The sequence below is a fragment of the Bradyrhizobium sp. 31Argb genome (assembly GCF_043638955.1).
GTDB lineage: Bacteria > Pseudomonadota > Alphaproteobacteria > Rhizobiales > Xanthobacteraceae > Bradyrhizobium.
The window spans coordinates 1-14108 of record NZ_JBEGDB010000211.1 but is presented as its reverse complement, the minus strand read 5'-3'; the positions used below and the strand labels follow the sequence as shown (position 1 = coordinate 14108).

At 62.4% G+C, this 14108-nt stretch carries 18 protein-coding genes and 1 pseudogene; 8 read left to right on the top strand and 11 right to left on the bottom strand.

The genetic code is table 11. The features are described from left to right. Positions 1 to 73 precede the first annotated feature (73 nt). The 3 genes and pseudogenes from AAFX91_RS30105 to AAFX91_RS30095 form a co-directional block, all read right to left on the bottom strand. Positions 74 to 766, bottom strand: a pseudogene (locus AAFX91_RS30105) (DUF5996 family protein); the annotation flags it as partial. A 384-nt stretch (positions 767 to 1150) separates the two neighbouring features. Then, positions 1151 to 1750: an NAD(P)H:quinone oxidoreductase gene (gene wrbA / locus AAFX91_RS30100; RefSeq protein ID WP_130581440.1), complete on the bottom strand. Its 600-nt coding sequence runs from the start codon at positions 1748 to 1750 to the stop codon at positions 1151 to 1153. 159 nt (positions 1751 to 1909) lie between these two features. After that, positions 1910 to 2608, bottom strand: a complete 699-nt coding sequence (locus tag AAFX91_RS30095; protein WP_130581439.1) for a pirin family protein — start codon at positions 2606 to 2608, stop codon at positions 1910 to 1912. 109 nt (positions 2609 to 2717) lie between these two features. Here AAFX91_RS30095 and AAFX91_RS30090 point away from each other — a divergent pair, with 109 nt between their 5' ends. The 3 genes from AAFX91_RS30090 to AAFX91_RS30080 all read left to right on the top strand — a co-directional run bounded on the left by AAFX91_RS30090 (position 2718) and on the right by AAFX91_RS30080 (position 5203). Next, a complete protein-coding gene (locus tag AAFX91_RS30090; RefSeq protein ID WP_394569037.1) occupies positions 2718 to 3626 on the top strand; it encodes a LysR family transcriptional regulator in 909 nt (302 codons plus the stop codon). A gap of 90 nt (positions 3627 to 3716) precedes the next feature. Further along, entirely contained in the window at positions 3717 to 4709 is a 993-nt protein-coding gene (locus AAFX91_RS30085; RefSeq protein ID WP_394569036.1) for a tripartite tricarboxylate transporter substrate binding protein, read from the top strand. A 146-nt stretch (positions 4710 to 4855) separates the two neighbouring features. Beyond that, positions 4856 to 5203 (top strand): hypothetical protein, encoded by a 348-nt coding sequence (locus tag AAFX91_RS30080; protein ID WP_130581436.1) that lies wholly within the window; start codon positions 4856 to 4858, stop codon positions 5201 to 5203. Here AAFX91_RS30080 and AAFX91_RS30075 read toward each other — a convergent pair. From AAFX91_RS30075 to AAFX91_RS30060, 4 genes are read right to left on the bottom strand one after another with little or no spacing between them, the layout of a single operon-like run. After that, on the bottom strand, positions 5191 to 5685 hold the full coding sequence (locus AAFX91_RS30075; RefSeq protein ID WP_130581435.1) for a YbaK/EbsC family protein: 495 nt from the start codon (positions 5683 to 5685) through the stop codon (positions 5191 to 5193). The two genes, AAFX91_RS30080 and AAFX91_RS30075, sit on opposite strands and share 13 nt — an antisense overlap. 3 nt (positions 5686 to 5688) lie before the next feature. Beyond that, positions 5689 to 6435, bottom strand: coding sequence for a haloacid dehalogenase type II (locus tag AAFX91_RS30070; protein ID WP_394569035.1), 747 nt, complete (start codon positions 6433 to 6435; stop codon positions 5689 to 5691). After that, positions 6432 to 7271 carry a dienelactone hydrolase family protein gene (locus AAFX91_RS30065; protein WP_130581433.1) on the bottom strand — a complete coding sequence of 280 codons (840 nt, stop codon included), beginning with the start codon at positions 7269 to 7271 and terminating at the stop codon, positions 6432 to 6434. Before AAFX91_RS30065 ends, AAFX91_RS30070 begins: the two co-directional genes overlap by 4 nt. 45 nt (positions 7272 to 7316) lie before the next feature. Beyond that, on the bottom strand, positions 7317 to 8201 hold the full coding sequence (locus AAFX91_RS30060; protein ID WP_028166975.1) for an amidohydrolase family protein: 885 nt from the start codon (positions 8199 to 8201) through the stop codon (positions 7317 to 7319). A 258-nt stretch (positions 8202 to 8459) separates the two neighbouring features. Between AAFX91_RS30060 and ykgO the strand changes: the two genes are divergently transcribed. From ykgO to AAFX91_RS30045, 3 genes are all read left to right on the top strand, one after another. Then, on the top strand, positions 8460 to 8585 hold the full coding sequence (gene ykgO / locus AAFX91_RS30055) for a type B 50S ribosomal protein L36 (protein WP_002718645.1): 126 nt from the start codon (positions 8460 to 8462) through the stop codon (positions 8583 to 8585). Positions 8586 to 8683: 98 nt separating this feature from the next. Next, entirely contained in the window at positions 8684 to 9343 is a 660-nt protein-coding gene (locus AAFX91_RS30050; RefSeq protein WP_130581432.1) for a tetratricopeptide repeat protein, read from the top strand. 99 nt (positions 9344 to 9442) lie between these two features. After that, positions 9443 to 9691, top strand: coding sequence for a hypothetical protein (locus AAFX91_RS30045; RefSeq protein WP_394569034.1), 249 nt, complete (start codon positions 9443 to 9445; stop codon positions 9689 to 9691). A gap of 36 nt (positions 9692 to 9727) precedes the next feature. On the opposite strand, the gene AAFX91_RS30040 is transcribed toward AAFX91_RS30045, so the two are convergent. Further along, positions 9728 to 9907 (bottom strand): hypothetical protein, encoded by a 180-nt coding sequence (locus AAFX91_RS30040; protein ID WP_028166972.1) that lies wholly within the window; start codon positions 9905 to 9907, stop codon positions 9728 to 9730. Between the two features lie 269 nt (positions 9908 to 10176). Between AAFX91_RS30040 and AAFX91_RS30035 the strand changes: the two genes are divergently transcribed. Then, the gene (locus AAFX91_RS30035) at positions 10177 to 11133 is read left to right on the top strand and encodes an alpha/beta fold hydrolase (RefSeq protein WP_394569033.1); all 957 of its coding nucleotides are present in this window, start codon (positions 10177 to 10179) and stop codon (positions 11131 to 11133) included. A 30-nt stretch (positions 11134 to 11163) separates the two neighbouring features. Here AAFX91_RS30035 and AAFX91_RS30030 read toward each other — a convergent pair whose 3' ends face one another. From AAFX91_RS30030 to cycA, 3 genes are all read right to left on the bottom strand, one after another. Then, positions 11164 to 11472 (bottom strand): HigA family addiction module antitoxin, encoded by a 309-nt coding sequence (locus AAFX91_RS30030; RefSeq protein ID WP_130581429.1) that lies wholly within the window; start codon positions 11470 to 11472, stop codon positions 11164 to 11166. A 14-nt stretch (positions 11473 to 11486) separates the two neighbouring features. Continuing rightward, entirely contained in the window at positions 11487 to 11783 is a 297-nt protein-coding gene (locus AAFX91_RS30025) for a type II toxin-antitoxin system RelE/ParE family toxin (RefSeq protein WP_130581428.1), read from the bottom strand. A gap of 91 nt (positions 11784 to 11874) precedes the next feature. Next, complete coding sequence (gene cycA / locus AAFX91_RS30020) at positions 11875 to 12273, bottom strand: cytochrome c-550 CycA (RefSeq protein ID WP_028166970.1); 399 nt, start codon at positions 12271 to 12273, stop codon at positions 11875 to 11877. 224 nt (positions 12274 to 12497) lie between these two features. Here cycA and AAFX91_RS30015 point away from each other — a divergent pair, with 224 nt between their 5' ends. Further along, complete coding sequence (locus AAFX91_RS30015) at positions 12498 to 13991, top strand: FAD-linked oxidase C-terminal domain-containing protein (RefSeq protein ID WP_394569032.1); 1494 nt, start codon at positions 12498 to 12500, stop codon at positions 13989 to 13991. Positions 13992 to 14108: the final 117 nt, after the last annotated feature.

Here is a 14108-nt window from a genome sequence, read left to right as displayed (position 1 = left end):
TCACCCCGATCGGGCAATCCAAAGCATTCCGCGCAAGTCAAGGCCGGGCACGGCGATCCTCTCGTGACGCTCACGGATAATCGATGGCGCCGCCGCCTGGCCAGAAACCCGCGCTGCTCACCTCGTGCGAATAGGCTTCGTGCGCAACCGCATCCGGCAGGTTCGGCACGCCACCGGGATGGCGTGGTGCGCTCCTGCCGGAGAAACGCGTCACTGCGAGATCAAAGCTGCCCCAGAAGAAATGCACGGGGCTGGCTTTGCCGAGGAAGCCGGTGCGGAACTGCTTGAACAGCCGATCGCAGTTCAAGAGGATCTGGAAGAAGCGTCGCACGGCGTCAGCATCGTAGGAGCGATGCTGGTTGTCCTCCGGGAAACGGATCGGGTCCGGCACCTCGTTTGGCATTTCGTCGATCGTAACGTCGATGTCGAGCTCTTTCAGCGCAGCGAGCACCGCCGCGTAGAAGCCCGCCACCGAGAGCCCGGCCAGCGCAAAATGCCGCTCAGCGCCGTCGCTGGTCGAGATGCGCAAGGAGTGATCGACGAAATCGAAATCGATTTGAAAGGTTCTAATGCCGTCGGGAATCGGTGAGGTGGTCAGCCCGCGCGCGGTGACATGGAGCGTGACATGCCACGAATGATTCAGCCAAGGCGACTTGGCCAGCCGGATCTTGCCGACGATCTGGGTCCAGAGCTGCAGCGTCGCAGAGGTGTCACGCCATGCTGCCGTCGGCAGTTCCGGCCATTGCGTTTGCTTGGTGTTGCTCATGCCAGGACCCCGCGCTCAGTGACCGTGAACGCAATCACTTTATCACGAGTTCGTTATGGCAGCTCCAAGCATGCGGGCCGACAAATCGACATCACGACTTCGTGCATTCAGGACAACGGCGTTGCCCGCGCGTGGCGCGGAAAAGACTCTTGCACCACCAGCGCCGCGCCATCGCCTGCAGCGGCCTGCGCACCAATTGCGCCATGAAAAGCATTTCAACCATGTCGTGATCCCCGACGCGCATGTGCCGCCAGGTCCGGGGGGCAAGGACCTGGCGGCTGCAGTCATGCGGTTTTGAACATGAAGGTGCGATCGAAATAAAGGCTCCGACCGCACGCTCTACATAGGGCCACGCTCACAAACGAGAACGCCCTCGAACTCGCATCAGCCATGCAGTTTCTTCGCGGTCTCCGCGATCACACGTCCTTGATAACGGGCGCCCGCAAGCTCGTTCGCGCTCGGTTGCCGGCTGCCGTCGCTGCCGGTGATCGTGGTGGCGCCATAGGGCGAACCGCCGGTGATCTCGTCGAGCTTCATCTGGCCGGCAAAGCCGTAATTGAGCCCGACCACGGTGAGGCCGAAATGCAGGAGGTTGGTGATGATCGAGAACAGCGTCGTTTCCTGCCCGCCGTGCTGGGTCGCGGTCGAGGTGAAGGCGCCACCGACCTTGCCATGCAAGGCGCCCTTCGCCCAGAGACCGCCGGCCTGATCGAGGAAGTTCGCCATCTGCGAGGACATGCGGCCGAAGCGGGTGCCGGTGCCGATGATAACAGCATCATAATTGACGAGATCATCGATCTTCGCGACCGGCGCTGCCTGGTCGAGCTTATAGTATGACGCTTTTGCGACTTCGGCCGGCACCAGCTCGGGCACGCGCTTGATATCGACGGTGGCGCCGGCTTCGCGCGCGCCTTCGGCGACCGCATTGGCCATGGCCTCGATGTGACCATAGGCGGAATAATAGAGGACGAGAACTTTGGCCATGATGGCTCTCCGTTGGTTGGGTGTTGTTGAAGTTAGAGCGTCATTGCCGGGGCTTGTGACCCGGCAATCGATCACAATCGAGAAACCTGTCGAAGGGGATGGATGACCGGGTCATCCCCGATCAGGTCGGGGACAGGCGGCCGGGCATGACGAGTGAAGTTATGCCGCGTCGACCAGCACCAGCTCGGAATCTTCCAGCGCGGTGATTGTCAGCTTGGCTTCGTCGCGGATCGCGGCGCCGTCACGGGCATCGACACGCACGCCGTTGACTTCGATGCTGCCGGCCGCGGGCACGAGATAGAGATGCCGCTTTTGCTCCGGCGCATATTCCGCCCTTTCGCCGGCTTTCAGCGTGGTCGCAAGCACCCGCGCCTTGGCGCGAATCGGCAGTGCGTCGGCATCGCCCTTAAAGCCGCTCGCGATCGTGACGAGCTTGCCGGAGCGATCGCCCTTCGGGAACGGCTTGGAGCCCCAGGTGGGCTCGCCGCCTTGCGTCGTCGGCTCGATCCAGATCTGGAAGATCTTCGTCTGCAACGGTTCGAGATTGTACTCGGCGTGGCGGATGCCGCTTCCCGCGCTCATCACCTGCACATCGCCAGCTTCGGTACGGCCCTTGTTGCCGAGCGAGTCCTGATGGGTGATAGCGCCTTCGCGGACATAGGTGATAATCTCCATATTGGCATGGGGATGCGGCGGAAAGCCGGTGTTCGGCGCGATCTCGTCATCGTTCCACACGCGCAAGGCGCCGTGGCCCATATTGTTCGGGTCGTAGTGGCTGCCGAACGAAAAGTGGTGCTTCGCCTTCAGCCAGCCATGGTCGGCGCCGCCGAGCTTCGCATAGGGTCTGAGTTCGATCATCGGATGTTCCTCAAATTTCGATTTCGTTTGGATATGCCGTCGGGCGTGGTATAGAAATAGAAACTATCGAAACTCATTGTTTCCATTTGTGGCAGGGGCAATCGCCAGAATGTCAAAACTCCCGGATTTCGAAGCGCTCGCAATATTCGCAAAAGTCGTTGAATTGCGGTCATTCGCGGGGGCCGCAACCGATCTTTCGCTGTCGAAGGCCACCGTCTCAAAGGCGGTCAGCCGGCTCGAGGATCGGCTCGGCGCGCGGATGTTCAACCGCACCTCGCGGCGGCTGGCGCTAACGGATGCAGGGCAAAAGCTGTCGGAGCGCGCCGCGCGCCTGCTTGCCGACGGGGAGGCCGCCGAGAACGAGGCGTTGGCACAATCGGTCACTCCGCGCGGCCTGGTGCGGCTCGCGGTGCCCATGACGTTCGGAGTGAAATCAGTCGCGCCGCTGTTGCCGAAGTTTCTGGAGAAATATCCGGAGGTGTCGATCGACCTGCATTTGAGCGATGCCACCGTCGACCTGATCGGCGAAGGTTTCGATGCCGGCCTACGCATCGCGCGCTTGCCCGATTCATCCTTGATCGCGCGGCGGCTCTGCGCGATGCCGCGCTACACGGTGGCGGCGCCGTCCTACCTGAAGCGCTACGGCCGGCCGACGCATCCGATGCATCTCGCCGAGCATAAATGCTTCGGCTACGCCTATCTCTCGACCGCGGGCGTCTGGCACTACACCAACGCGGCCGGCGAACAAGCGAGCGTCCGTCCCGCTGGGCAGTTGCGCGTCAACAATGGCGAAGCGCTGCTGCCGGCAGTTCTCGCCGGCCTCGGCATCGCCGATCTCCCCGATTTCATCGTCGGGGAAGCCATCGCGCGCGGCGAGGTCGAGGTGATCCTCAAGGGTTGGAAGCTGCCCGAAGGCGCCGTGCACCTGGTGACGCCCCCTGGCGGCCCGCGCCCCGCGCGCGTTGAAGTGCTCGCGGAGTTTCTCGCAAAGCATTTTGTAAAGGGCAGGAAGCGGTGAGGCGATGACCACCTTTGCACATCACGCTCTCTATCGGCTACGCTGTTTCCACAAATCAAACCAAACAAAACCACCGGGGAGAAACTGCCGATGAACCGCCGCGAGCTTTTGAAAACTGCCGCCGTCTTGCCGCTCGCGCAAACCGCGCTTTCGCACGCTGCTTTCGCGCAAGGCGCTGTCTATCCCAACCGCAACATCACCATGATCGTGCCGTTTCCGGCCGGTGGGCAGGCCGATCTCGCGGCGCGGCCGGTGGCGCTGGCATTGGAGCGGATCCTCGGCAAGCCCGTGATCGTCGACAACCGCGCCGGTGGAGCCGGCGGCTCCGTCGGCAATGCGCAGGCGGCGCGCGCCGAGCCGGACGGCTACACGCTGTTGATGACGCTGTCCTCGCTCGCCGTGCTGCCCGAAGCCGATCGGCTGTTCGACCGCCCGGTCGCCTATGAGGTGTCGCAATTCGCGCCGGTCGCGCGCGTGCTCGCCGATCCGACGCTGCTCGCGGTGCCGGCCTCCGCTCCATGGAAGACGCTGCAGGATTTTGTCGTCGATGCCAAACGGCGCCCTGGCCAGATCCCCTATGGCTCGTCCGGTCCCTACGGCACGCTTCACGTCGCGATGGAAATGTTTGCCGCGAGCGCCGGCATCAAATTGCTGCACGTGCCGTTCCGCGGCGCAGGCCCGGCGCTGACCGCGCTGCTGAGCGGCACGGTGCAGGCGGTGGCATCCGCGCCTGGCACGCTGAAGCAGCAGGTCGCCGATAGCAAGATGCGGGTGCTCGCCAATTGGGGCGCCGAACGCGTCGCCAGCTTTCCCGACCTGCCGACGTTCAAGGAGCTTGGCTACAAGGATGTCGAGTTCTACATCTGGGCCGGCCTGTTCGCGCAGCGCGCATTGCCGACGCCGATCATGACACGACTGCGGGAGGCGATGGCGGAAGCGGTGAAAGCGCCGGAGGTCGTCAAGACGTTCGAGACCGCGGGCAGTCCGGTCGCCTATCTCGATGCGCCGGAGTTTTCCAAATTCGTCGCCGACGACAGCGCGCGGCTGATCGCAGCGGTCAAGAAAATCGGCAAAGTGGAGTAGGCGATTTCACGTTTTGTTGCGGGTCGCGAACCTTCCGAAGTCTCATTCATTTGTCATATTCGCAACTCGGCATGTGCCTGGAACCGGCAAGCCAAGATGCAATCGAACGAGACGTTTATCGACAAGATATCGGAAGAGGATCCTGCATGCGAACGCCGCGCATTGTCCTGGGTTGTGCGATCCTGATCGGCACCGGACTGGTCGTGCAAAACCCGGCATTCTCAGAAGAGTATCGCGGAACCTGGGAACAGCAGATGGCCTGCACGCCCGATGTATGGCGGCTGTGCAGCGATCAAATCCCTGATACCAACCGGATCACGGCGTGTTTGCGGCAGAACACGCCGCAACTCTCCCATGATTGTCGTGCGGTATTCGAATCCAGTGCGAGCGCCCAACAGGCGCCTTCACGTGCGACGCCGCAATCTGCGCCACGCGCACGCGGCGCGCCGCCAGTGCAGCATCAGTCGGCGCCGTCGAGACGTTATGACGAATAGGCCGACACTTCCTCCTGCGGCCGATGCTCGCAGACGTCGACCCATTCGGCCGACGTCAATTCCGCCATCCGCGACGGCGCGATCCTGACCGCGCTGTGGGTCGAGCCCGCAGCAGGCACGACGATGTCGAAAGCCTTCAGCGACACATCGCAATAGACCGCGAGCTGTGTCCTCAGGCCGAAGGGGCAGACGCCGCCGACCTCGTGCCCGGTGATAGCGGCGACCTCGTGCAGCCCCAGCATCTTCGGCTTGACGCCGAACAGCGCCTTCACCTTCTTGTTGTCCATCCGCGAGGTGCCGCTGGTGACGATCAGCACCACGCGCTCGCCGACCCGCAGCGACAGTGTCTTGGCGATGCGCCCCGGTTCGACGCCATGGGCTTCCGCCGCCAGTGCTACCGTCGCGGAACTCTTGGTCGATTCGATCACGGCAATGTCGGGCGCCTTCTCGGCGAAGAAGGCGCGAACGGATTCCAGACTCATATTCTAGGACCTGTGGGATGAGACCAGCGCAGGAAGCTCGGATAGACTACGGATGCGATAGTCCGGCGCAACGCCGAGCTCATCCATCTGTGTGCGTAGCGCCTTGAACATCGTGAGCGGTGGCAAGGTCTCGCTTTCGACGCAGGCGAGCGCCATGGCCTGCGGCGTCACCCGCTCGATCCAGGCGACATTCAAGCCGAACGCCTTGGCGCCGCAGGCGTCCCACGGATTCGAGGAGATGAACAGGACGTCCGAGGGCGGCACGCCAAGGACTTCTTCGATCGGCGTGTAAGCCTCCGGGCTCGGCTTGAAGACCTTCTTGGCATCGACGCTGATGGTTGCGTCCAGCAGGCGGTCGAGCCCGCTGTTGCGCACCAGGGCATTCAGCATGTCCGGGCTGCCATTGGAGAGAATCGCGAGTTTTTTGTCCTTCATCGCCCCGAGCGAGGCGAGCGCGTCCGGATAGAGATCGAGATGCAGGTATTTGTCGATGATCCTGTCGAACGTTCCGGCGTCATATTGCAGGCCGAGGCTTCGCAGCGTGTAGGCGAGCGAGTCGCGCGTGACGACGGAGAAGTCCTGGTAGCGCCGCATCAGCGAGCGCAGCCAGCTATATTCGAGCTGCTTGATGCGCCAGATCTGCGTGATGATCTCGCCATAGCCGGGAAATGCATCCTCGGTCACTTCAGCGACCGATTGGACATCATAGAGCGTGCCATAGGCATCGAAGACGACGGCTTTGATGGTCATTGTACCTTCTCTTGCCCGCCGATCGTCGCATACAGGAATTTGCGCACCGCGTCGACCGATTGATCCCGGGCTGCCTGGTTGAATTCGAGACGATGCCCGAGAAACTGTACCGGTGTTGCAAGGCTCGGGACATCGAAGGCGTGATAGGCGCCGGGATAGACGATGAATTCTATCGGAACGCCCAGGCCCTTCTGGCGCGAAATGCCGTAGTCGTCGCGGCCTTCGACAAGGTTGCGGCACTCCTTGGCCAGTGTCCAGTCGTCGAGCTCGCCGATCAGGATCAGCGTCTGCACAGTCATGCTGTCCTTGATGCCCAGGCACGGCGGATAGAATGCAATCGCTGCGCGGAATTTGTCGTCCGATGCCCGCTCGATCATGCCGCGCTCGACCGAGGTCAGCGCCAGCAATCCGCCCTGCGAGAAGCCGATCACCGCGACGCGATCGCGATCGACGAAAGGCTGCTGCACGAGGAAGGCCAGCGCGCGATAGGCGTCGAAGACGGTTGCGGGTGGCGGGCCGCCGGCGCAGGTGCTGCTGAGGCCGCGCGGACCAAAGCGGTCCACCGTGAGCGTGACATAGCCCCAGGATACGAGCAGCTTCCCCCAGCGCTGGTCGAGCTGGCGCCAGCCGCCATTGCAGCCATGAAGCAGCACGACCGCGGGCAAAGCGCCGGCATCGCGGGGTTGCCGCAGGTAGCCTTGCAGGGGTTGCGAGCTCGCCAGCGGATTTTCGATCTCGACGAGGCGGCCCTCCGGCGCATCGCCCGCGAGGCACGCGTTCGCGCTTCCGGTCAGGAGTGCAGCGACGATGGCAGCGATCTTGGCGAGGTTTGGCATTGACCACCTCTCGTTCAATCGCCTGCCGGCGATCCAAGGATCGCTTTATATACCCAAAATCTTCCGCGCGTTGGCCTTCAGCACTTTGGGGCGGATCTCCTCGCGGATGTCGAGCTTGGCGAAATCCGCAAGCCAGCGGTCCGGCGTGATCACCGGCCAGTCCGAGCCGAACAGCATCTTGTCCTGCAGGATTGAGTTGATGTAGCGCACGAGGATCGGCGGAAAATATTTCGGCGACCAGCCGGAGAGGTCGATATAGACGTTCGGCTTGTGGGTCGCGACCGAGAGCGCCTCTTCCTGCCAGGGGAAGGACGGGTGCGCGAGGATGATCTTCAGGTCGGGGAAGTCGGCGGCGACATCGTCCATATACATCGGATTGGAATATTTCAGCCGCATCCCCATGCCGCCGGGCATGCCGCTGCCGACGCCGGTCTGCCCGGTGTGGAACAGCGCGATCGCGCCGCCGTCGTTGATGGCTTCATAGAGCGGATAGGCGAGGCGGTCGTTCGGATAGAACCCTTGCATGGTCGGATGGAATTTGAAGCCGCGGACGCCGTAGTCCTCGATCAGCTTCCGCGCCTCGCGCACGCCGAGCTTACCCTTGTGCGGATCGATGCTGACGAAGGGAATCAGCACATCGAGATTTTCCGATGCGACTTCCAGCATCTCGTAATTGTTGTAGCGGCGGAAACCGGTCTCGCGCTCGGCATCGACAGGAAAGATCACGGCCGCGATGTTCTTGGACCGGTAATAGGCCGCGGTTTCCGGCACCGTCGGCGGATGCTTGTGTGGCGACTTGAAATACTCCGCCATCTGCGCCTGGAAGTCGTCATAGCCGTCGTCGCCATGCATGCCGCAGGGCTCCTCGGCATGGGTGTGGATGTCGATCGCGACGACATTGTCGATGTCGGGCAGCTTGAGCTTTGGCATTCTTGGAGGTCCTTGGGGTTCCCAGCGGCTTGCTTCCTGGGGCTTCCAAATTGATTATACTATATAACGATTTTCGCAAGACAGCCAGAAAGCCGCGGGTAGCGGGCCTATTAGATTGACATTTATGCCCCTGATCGCTTAGAACGCGGCCGTCCCGGGCGGCAGGGCCGTTTTTCGGGACGAATCCCATTTCGCCACATTTGGGCAGGTTTTAGGTTCGGGCTTGAGCACGGCCTTTCAACGCATCAGGATTGTCCCATGAAGGTCCGTAATTCGCTGAAATCGCTGCGCGGCCGCCATCGCAACAACCGTCTGGTCCGCCGCAAGGGCCGGGTCTATGTGATCAACAAGGTGCAGCGCCGCTTCAAGGCCCGCCAAGGCTGATCGCGGGTCCTTCCGTCGGCTCGCCCTGACGCATCGTTTCACACGTCTTTGACGTCGCGCCGCTTTGCAGCGCGGCGTTGTGCGTTTAAGCTATGCGGATGGAATTGAGATTCCTGAGGCTCATAACTCGCAAACTTGCGTTTTTGATCGCCGCGATCGTGATTGCGGCGCCTGCGGCGGCGTTTGCCCAGGGCGATCCCCGGGTCATCCCTCCGCCCAAGGAGCAGAAGAAGCTCCCCGAAGCGCCCAGCAAATTGCCGAAGGTTGGCGCCGATCGTACCCGCGGACTGGATTTCCTGTTCGGCGCGCTGAAGGCGGCGCCCGATGAGGCCAGCGCCAAGCATGTGGAGGCGCGGATCTGGGCGCAGTGGCTGCAGACGCCGAGCGATACCGCAATGCTTCTGATGGTGCGCGCCAAGGCTGCGATGGACGCCCAGAACGCCGATGTCGCGCTGAAACTGCTCGATGCCGTCGTGAAGCTGCGGCCGGACTATATCGAGGGCTGGAACCGACGCGCGACGCTCTATTACCTAAAGAATGACTATGCGCATTCGCTGGAGGACATCCAGCAGGTCCTGATCCGCGAACCCCGCCATTTCGGCGCGTTGGCCGGCCTCGGCATGATCATGCAGGACCTCGGCGACGACAAGCGCGCGCTGGACGCCTTCCGCAAGGCGCTTGCCATCAATCCGCACCTGGAGAAGGTGCCGGAATTGGTGAAGCAGCTCAGCGAAAAGGTCGAAGGCCGCGATATCTAGTTTCACGGGATTAACCACGACTTCCGGCAGCCGATTGCGGCGCGGAACAATTGCCGCTACCCGGCTTGGTTCCCGCTCGAACCCGCCTGGAGCGAAGCCATGAAATCCTTGCTGTTGGTCGGCACGGTGATCGTCGCGACGACGGTCGTCGGTCTTGCCGAAGGGCTCTATTGGGTGGTGGGCAATCGCGCCACCAACACCTGCGACATCGTCACCAGCAACCCGATCGTCGACGGGAACATCTGGTTTGCCGACGGTCCCTACAACTCGGTCGATGACGCCAAGCTCGCCCGCTCCACGATCAGCCAATGCCCAAGGGATCAACCGCCGGCCGACAACCCCAAATAGGGGCTCAAGTGACGGCGCCGGGTTGAGCCCTTGAACTCAGTGCAGCAGTCTGCCGCTACGGGTGAACTGGTCGCGCGCCGCTGCCGCATAAAGCTGTTGCAGCTCGGCCTCGAGTTGCTCATTGACCAACAGCAGCGCCCTTAATGCGCCATGCAGGTCGCCATTGCAGCTTGCGACGATCTGGTCGATAGCCGTCTCGCAGGGATCGGAACTCATTGATACTCCTCCGAATTTCCTTATGAACTGTTGCTGCGGCGTCCTGTTCCTGTGGATTGCGTGGACAGGCTTGCCGTGTTCCATCTCGATCAAGCCGCGCGTTTTGGCAGAATGCCGGCGAGAATCTACGGAACAGGTAATGACGCTGGTATGAACCCGCTATCCACAGGATGGGCGCGTTGTGGAAAACCGGCGTGGCCTGACGATAGGGCATGGGCGTCGCCGGGCGCCGTAATTTTCCCCTGCAACAGATCAACCGGACCTTACCGATGACGATTGTGATCGCAGTGGCGGCGCTGGCGCTGCTGGCCGCCGCCACGCAGTTAGGCGTCGTGCTGGTGCAACGGGCCTTTCCCGCGCAGGGCCTGATGGTCGAGGTGACAGGCGATGCGCTGCATGTCGTCGATATCGGTCCGCGCGAGGCGGCCTCGCCACCGATCGTGATGTTGCACGGCGCAAGCTCCAATCTCGAGGTGATGCGCCGGCCGCTCGGCGAGCGCCTCGCGCGGGATCATCGCGTGATCCTGATCGACCGTCCCGGCCATGGCTGGAGCACCCGCGCACGGGCCAGCGGCTCCACGCCCGCGATTCAGGGCCGGATGATCTCGGAGGTGCTGACGAAGCTCGGCATCGAGCGGGCGGTCGTGGTCGCGCATTCCTGGAGCGGCGCGCTGGGCCTGAGATTGGCGCTCGATGATCCCGACCGCATGGCCGGCCTCGTGCTGCTCGCGCCGGTCGCCTATCCCTGGAGGGGCGGCGTCGGCAAGTACAACGAGTTGATCGCCACGCCTGTGATCGGCCCGCTGTTCGCCTACACGATCACGCTGCCGCTCGGCACGCTGCTCGCCGCGCCGGGCGCGCGCGGTGTATTCCTGCCGCAGACCATGCCGGACGGTTTCGTGAAGGATACAGCAACGCCGCTCTTGCTGCGGCCGCGCGAATTCATCGCCAATGCGCGCGACCTGGTGACGTTGAAGGCGGCAGTCGCCGAGCAGGCGCCGCGCTACGGCATGATCAAAGCGCCCCTCACCATCATTGCCGGCGACGCCGACAGGACGGTGTCGACCGACATCCATTCCCGCCCGCTCGCCGCCGCCGTGCCGCATGCCAAGCTGATCGTGCTGCCGGGCACCGGCCACATGATCCAGAATGCCGCGCCTAGCCTTGTGATCGCGGAGATCGAAGCGATGATCGGGAAGCCGCGGAGTGTCGCGGCCGGGGAATAGGGAAAAGGTTACGCAAAGTCTAGCAGTGAGCTATGCGGCTCTTCCAATCGGCTTCGCACGCTCGATCCGCTTACGCTCGCCAGGTGAATTCATCGCTTGCCACAAGTCGCTGCGCCGCTGGATGTTCAGCCAGAATTCCGGGCTGTTGCCGAATACACGGGCAAGAATGAGCGCGGTCGCGGCAGTGACGCTCCGGCGGTCGTTGCAGAGTTCGTTGACATGCTTGCGTTGAACCCCCATGGCCTCGGCCAGCGCGCCTTGAGTCAACCCAAGCGGTTGCATGAATTCTTCCTTGAGGATTTCGCCGACCGTGGCCGGCTTGCGCTTGGTCGTCAGCATGACCGTCTCCTGCTTCACCTATAGCTGTGGTCGTCAAGGTAGACGCCTTCCGCTTCGCCCTTGGAGTTTGACCATCGGAATACAAGCCGCCATTGCTTGTTGACGCGGATAGAGTGAAAACCCGCCAGATTGCCCCGCAATTTCTCGAAATGATTGCTCGGCGGTACCCTCAAATCTCGCTCGGTGGTCGCGTCGTCCAGCATCTGAAGCCTACGAAACAACCGACTTTCGAGATCGGGCGGGATATTTCGCGACTTGACGTCCTCGACGAAAAAAGCCCGTAGCCAATCATCCCGGAAGCTTACGATCATGCGAGGCGAACTGCCTTAACGAGGCAGTGTACCACACTATGGTACAAGGTGGCAACGCCGCATTGTATGGGCGTCGCCACCGAAGAGACCGTTACTGCTGCTTGATTTTCCCGTCCTTGTCGAACTGCGAGAGGAAGGCCCAGAGGTTGTTGGCTTCCGTCTCGTTCTTGATGCCGGCGAACGCCATCTTGGTGCCGGGGATCTTGGCCTTGGGGTCCTTGATGTATTCGAGGAACTGTTCCTTGTTCCAGGTGATGCCGGAATTCTTGTTGGCGTCCGAATAGTTGTAATCAGGCGCGGTACCGGAGTGGCGGCCGTCGATGCCGTTGAGCTCGGGGCCGACCTTGTTCTTGGCACCTTCGCCGATCGCATGGCAGGCGAGGCACTTGTTGAACGAGGTCTTGCCGGCGGCAACATCCTGCGCCTGCGCGCCCGATGCAACGAACACTGAGGTGACGACGGCCAGCGCGCTCAAGATCGATGTTTTCATGTGGTGCTCTTTGTTTCTTCCCTGGTAGGTGGGCGGGTCGCTTGTGGCAGGCCTGCCTCGATTGGACAAGTGACGAAACTTTGACAGTGTTCACGGCGGCAGGCTTGCCCGAGAGAGAACTTGATCTGCGGGGCAGCAAGTTTCGCCCGGCCCTCCCATTTGAGCCCGGAAATGCTTGATTTTCCCGGACAAATCGATAAAGCGCAAAGCTTGGAGGGACCCGCATGGCCATCATGATGCCGGCTGCCGATCAGGCGGTTCTCAATCGCCGCAGCGAGATCGTTGCTGCATTGCGGGCGATCGTGCCGGGCGAGGGCGTGATCGATAGTGCGGCCGAGATGCTGGCCTACGAATCCGACGGCCTCACGGCCTATCGCCAGCCGCCGATGGTCGTGGTGTTGCCCGACACCACCGAGCAGGTCTCGAGGGTGCTGAAATATTGCCATGAGCAGGGCATCAAAGTGGTGCCGCGTGGCTGCGGCACGTCGCTGTCTGGCGGCGCGCTGCCGCTGGCGGACGGCGTGCTGCTCGGCCTGGGTAAGTTCAAGCGCATCCGCGAGATCGATTTCGACAACCGCGTCGTCGTGACCGAGCCCGGCGTCACCAACCTCGCGATCAGCCAGGCGGTGGCGCATGCCGGCTTCTACTATGCGCCCGATCCGTCATCGCAGATCGCCTGCTCGATCGGCGGCAATGTCGCTGAGAATTCGGGCGGCGTGCATTGCCTGAAATACGGCATGACCACGAATAACGTGCTCGGCTGCGAGATCGTGCTGATGAACGGCGAGGTCCTGCGCATCGGTGGCAAGTCGGCGGAGAACGCCGGCTACGACATCATGGGAATTATCACCGGCTCGGAGGGTCTGCTCGGCGTCATCACCGAAATCACCGTGCGCATCCTGCAGAAGCCGGAGACGGCGCGCGCGCTGATGGTCGGTTTTGCCGAGGTCGAGGCCGCCGGCGAATGCGTCGCGCGCATCATCGGCGCCGGCATCATCCCTGGCGGCATGGAGATGATGGACAAACCCGCCATCCACGCCGCCGAAGCTTTCGTCCATGCCGGCTATCCGCTCGACGTCGAGGCGCTCCTGATCATCGAACTCGACGGCCCGAGCATCGAGGTCGACGAACTGATCCGCCGGGTCGAGACAATCGCGCAGGGCTGCGGTTCGACCACCTGCCAGATCTCCAATTCGGAAGCCGAACGCAACCTGTTCTGGGCCGGCCGCAAGGCGGCCTTTCCCGCGGTCGGGCGGATCTCGCCTGATTATCTCTGCATGGACGGCACCATCCCGCGCAGCGCGTTGCCGAAGGCGCTGGCGCGCATCCGCGAACTGTCGGAAAAATACCAGCTCGGCGTCGCCAACGTCTTTCACGCCGGCGACGGCAATCTCCATCCACTCATTCTTTATGACGCCAACAAGCCCGGCGAGATGGAGCGCGCGGAAGCCTTCGGCGCCGACATCCTGCGCTGCTGCGTCGAACTCGGCGGCGTGCTCACCGGCGAGCACGGCGTCGGCATCGAGAAGCGCGACCTGATGCCGGAAATGTTTTCCGAGATCGATCTCAACCAGCAGCAGCGTCTGAAATGCGCCTTTGATCCGCAAGGCCTGCTCAATCCAGGAAAGGTGTTTCCGACCCTACACCGCTGCGCCGAACTCGGCCGCGTCCACGTGCATGGCGGCAAGCTGGCATTTCCGGATATTCCGCGATTCTAGCGCCCTTTTCCCCTTGTGGGAGAAGGTGGCGCGAAGCGCCGGATGAGCGACTATCTGGATTGTCAAGTTGCATTGGCGTAAGCGGCACGCGCCTCGCGTGCTTTGGCGTTGAGGCGG

Excerpts from the sequence above, each read along its gene's own strand:
- AAFX91_RS30040 (WP_028166972.1), bottom strand. The coding sequence starts at position 9,907 with ATGAGTTCCGATCCCTGCGAGACGGCTATCGACCAGATCGTCGCAAGC.
- AAFX91_RS30030 (WP_130581429.1), bottom strand. The coding sequence starts at position 11,472 with ATGCTGACGACCAAGCGCAAGCCGGCCACGGTCGGCGAAATCCTCAAG.
- AAFX91_RS30035 (WP_394569033.1), top strand. The coding sequence starts at position 10,177 with ATGACGATTGTGATCGCAGTGGCGGCGCTGGCGCTGCTGGCCGCCGCC.
- AAFX91_RS30090 (WP_394569037.1), top strand. The coding sequence starts at position 2,718 with ATGTCAAAACTCCCGGATTTCGAAGCGCTCGCAATATTCGCAAAAGTC.
- AAFX91_RS30065 (WP_130581433.1), bottom strand. The coding sequence starts at position 7,271 with ATGCCAAACCTCGCCAAGATCGCTGCCATCGTCGCTGCACTCCTGACC.
- ykgO (WP_002718645.1), top strand. The coding sequence starts at position 8,460 with ATGAAGGTCCGTAATTCGCTGAAATCGCTGCGCGGCCGCCATCGCAAC.
- AAFX91_RS30025 (WP_130581428.1), bottom strand. The coding sequence starts at position 11,783 with ATGATCGTAAGCTTCCGGGATGATTGGCTACGGGCTTTTTTCGTCGAG.
- AAFX91_RS30080 (WP_130581436.1), top strand. The coding sequence starts at position 4,856 with ATGCGAACGCCGCGCATTGTCCTGGGTTGTGCGATCCTGATCGGCACC.
- AAFX91_RS30045 (WP_394569034.1), top strand. The coding sequence starts at position 9,443 with ATGAAATCCTTGCTGTTGGTCGGCACGGTGATCGTCGCGACGACGGTC.
- AAFX91_RS30060 (WP_028166975.1), bottom strand. The coding sequence starts at position 8,201 with ATGCCAAAGCTCAAGCTGCCCGACATCGACAATGTCGTCGCGATCGAC.
- AAFX91_RS30015 (WP_394569032.1), top strand. The coding sequence starts at position 12,498 with ATGGCCATCATGATGCCGGCTGCCGATCAGGCGGTTCTCAATCGCCGC.
- AAFX91_RS30085 (WP_394569036.1), top strand. The coding sequence starts at position 3,717 with ATGAACCGCCGCGAGCTTTTGAAAACTGCCGCCGTCTTGCCGCTCGCG.
- AAFX91_RS30050 (WP_130581432.1), top strand. The coding sequence starts at position 8,684 with ATGGAATTGAGATTCCTGAGGCTCATAACTCGCAAACTTGCGTTTTTG.
- AAFX91_RS30095 (WP_130581439.1), bottom strand. The coding sequence starts at position 2,608 with ATGATCGAACTCAGACCCTATGCGAAGCTCGGCGGCGCCGACCATGGC.
- wrbA (WP_130581440.1), bottom strand. The coding sequence starts at position 1,750 with ATGGCCAAAGTTCTCGTCCTCTATTATTCCGCCTATGGTCACATCGAG.
- AAFX91_RS30070 (WP_394569035.1), bottom strand. The coding sequence starts at position 6,435 with ATGACCATCAAAGCCGTCGTCTTCGATGCCTATGGCACGCTCTATGAT.
- AAFX91_RS30075 (WP_130581435.1), bottom strand. The coding sequence starts at position 5,685 with ATGAGTCTGGAATCCGTTCGCGCCTTCTTCGCCGAGAAGGCGCCCGAC.
- cycA (WP_028166970.1), bottom strand. The coding sequence starts at position 12,273 with ATGAAAACATCGATCTTGAGCGCGCTGGCCGTCGTCACCTCAGTGTTC.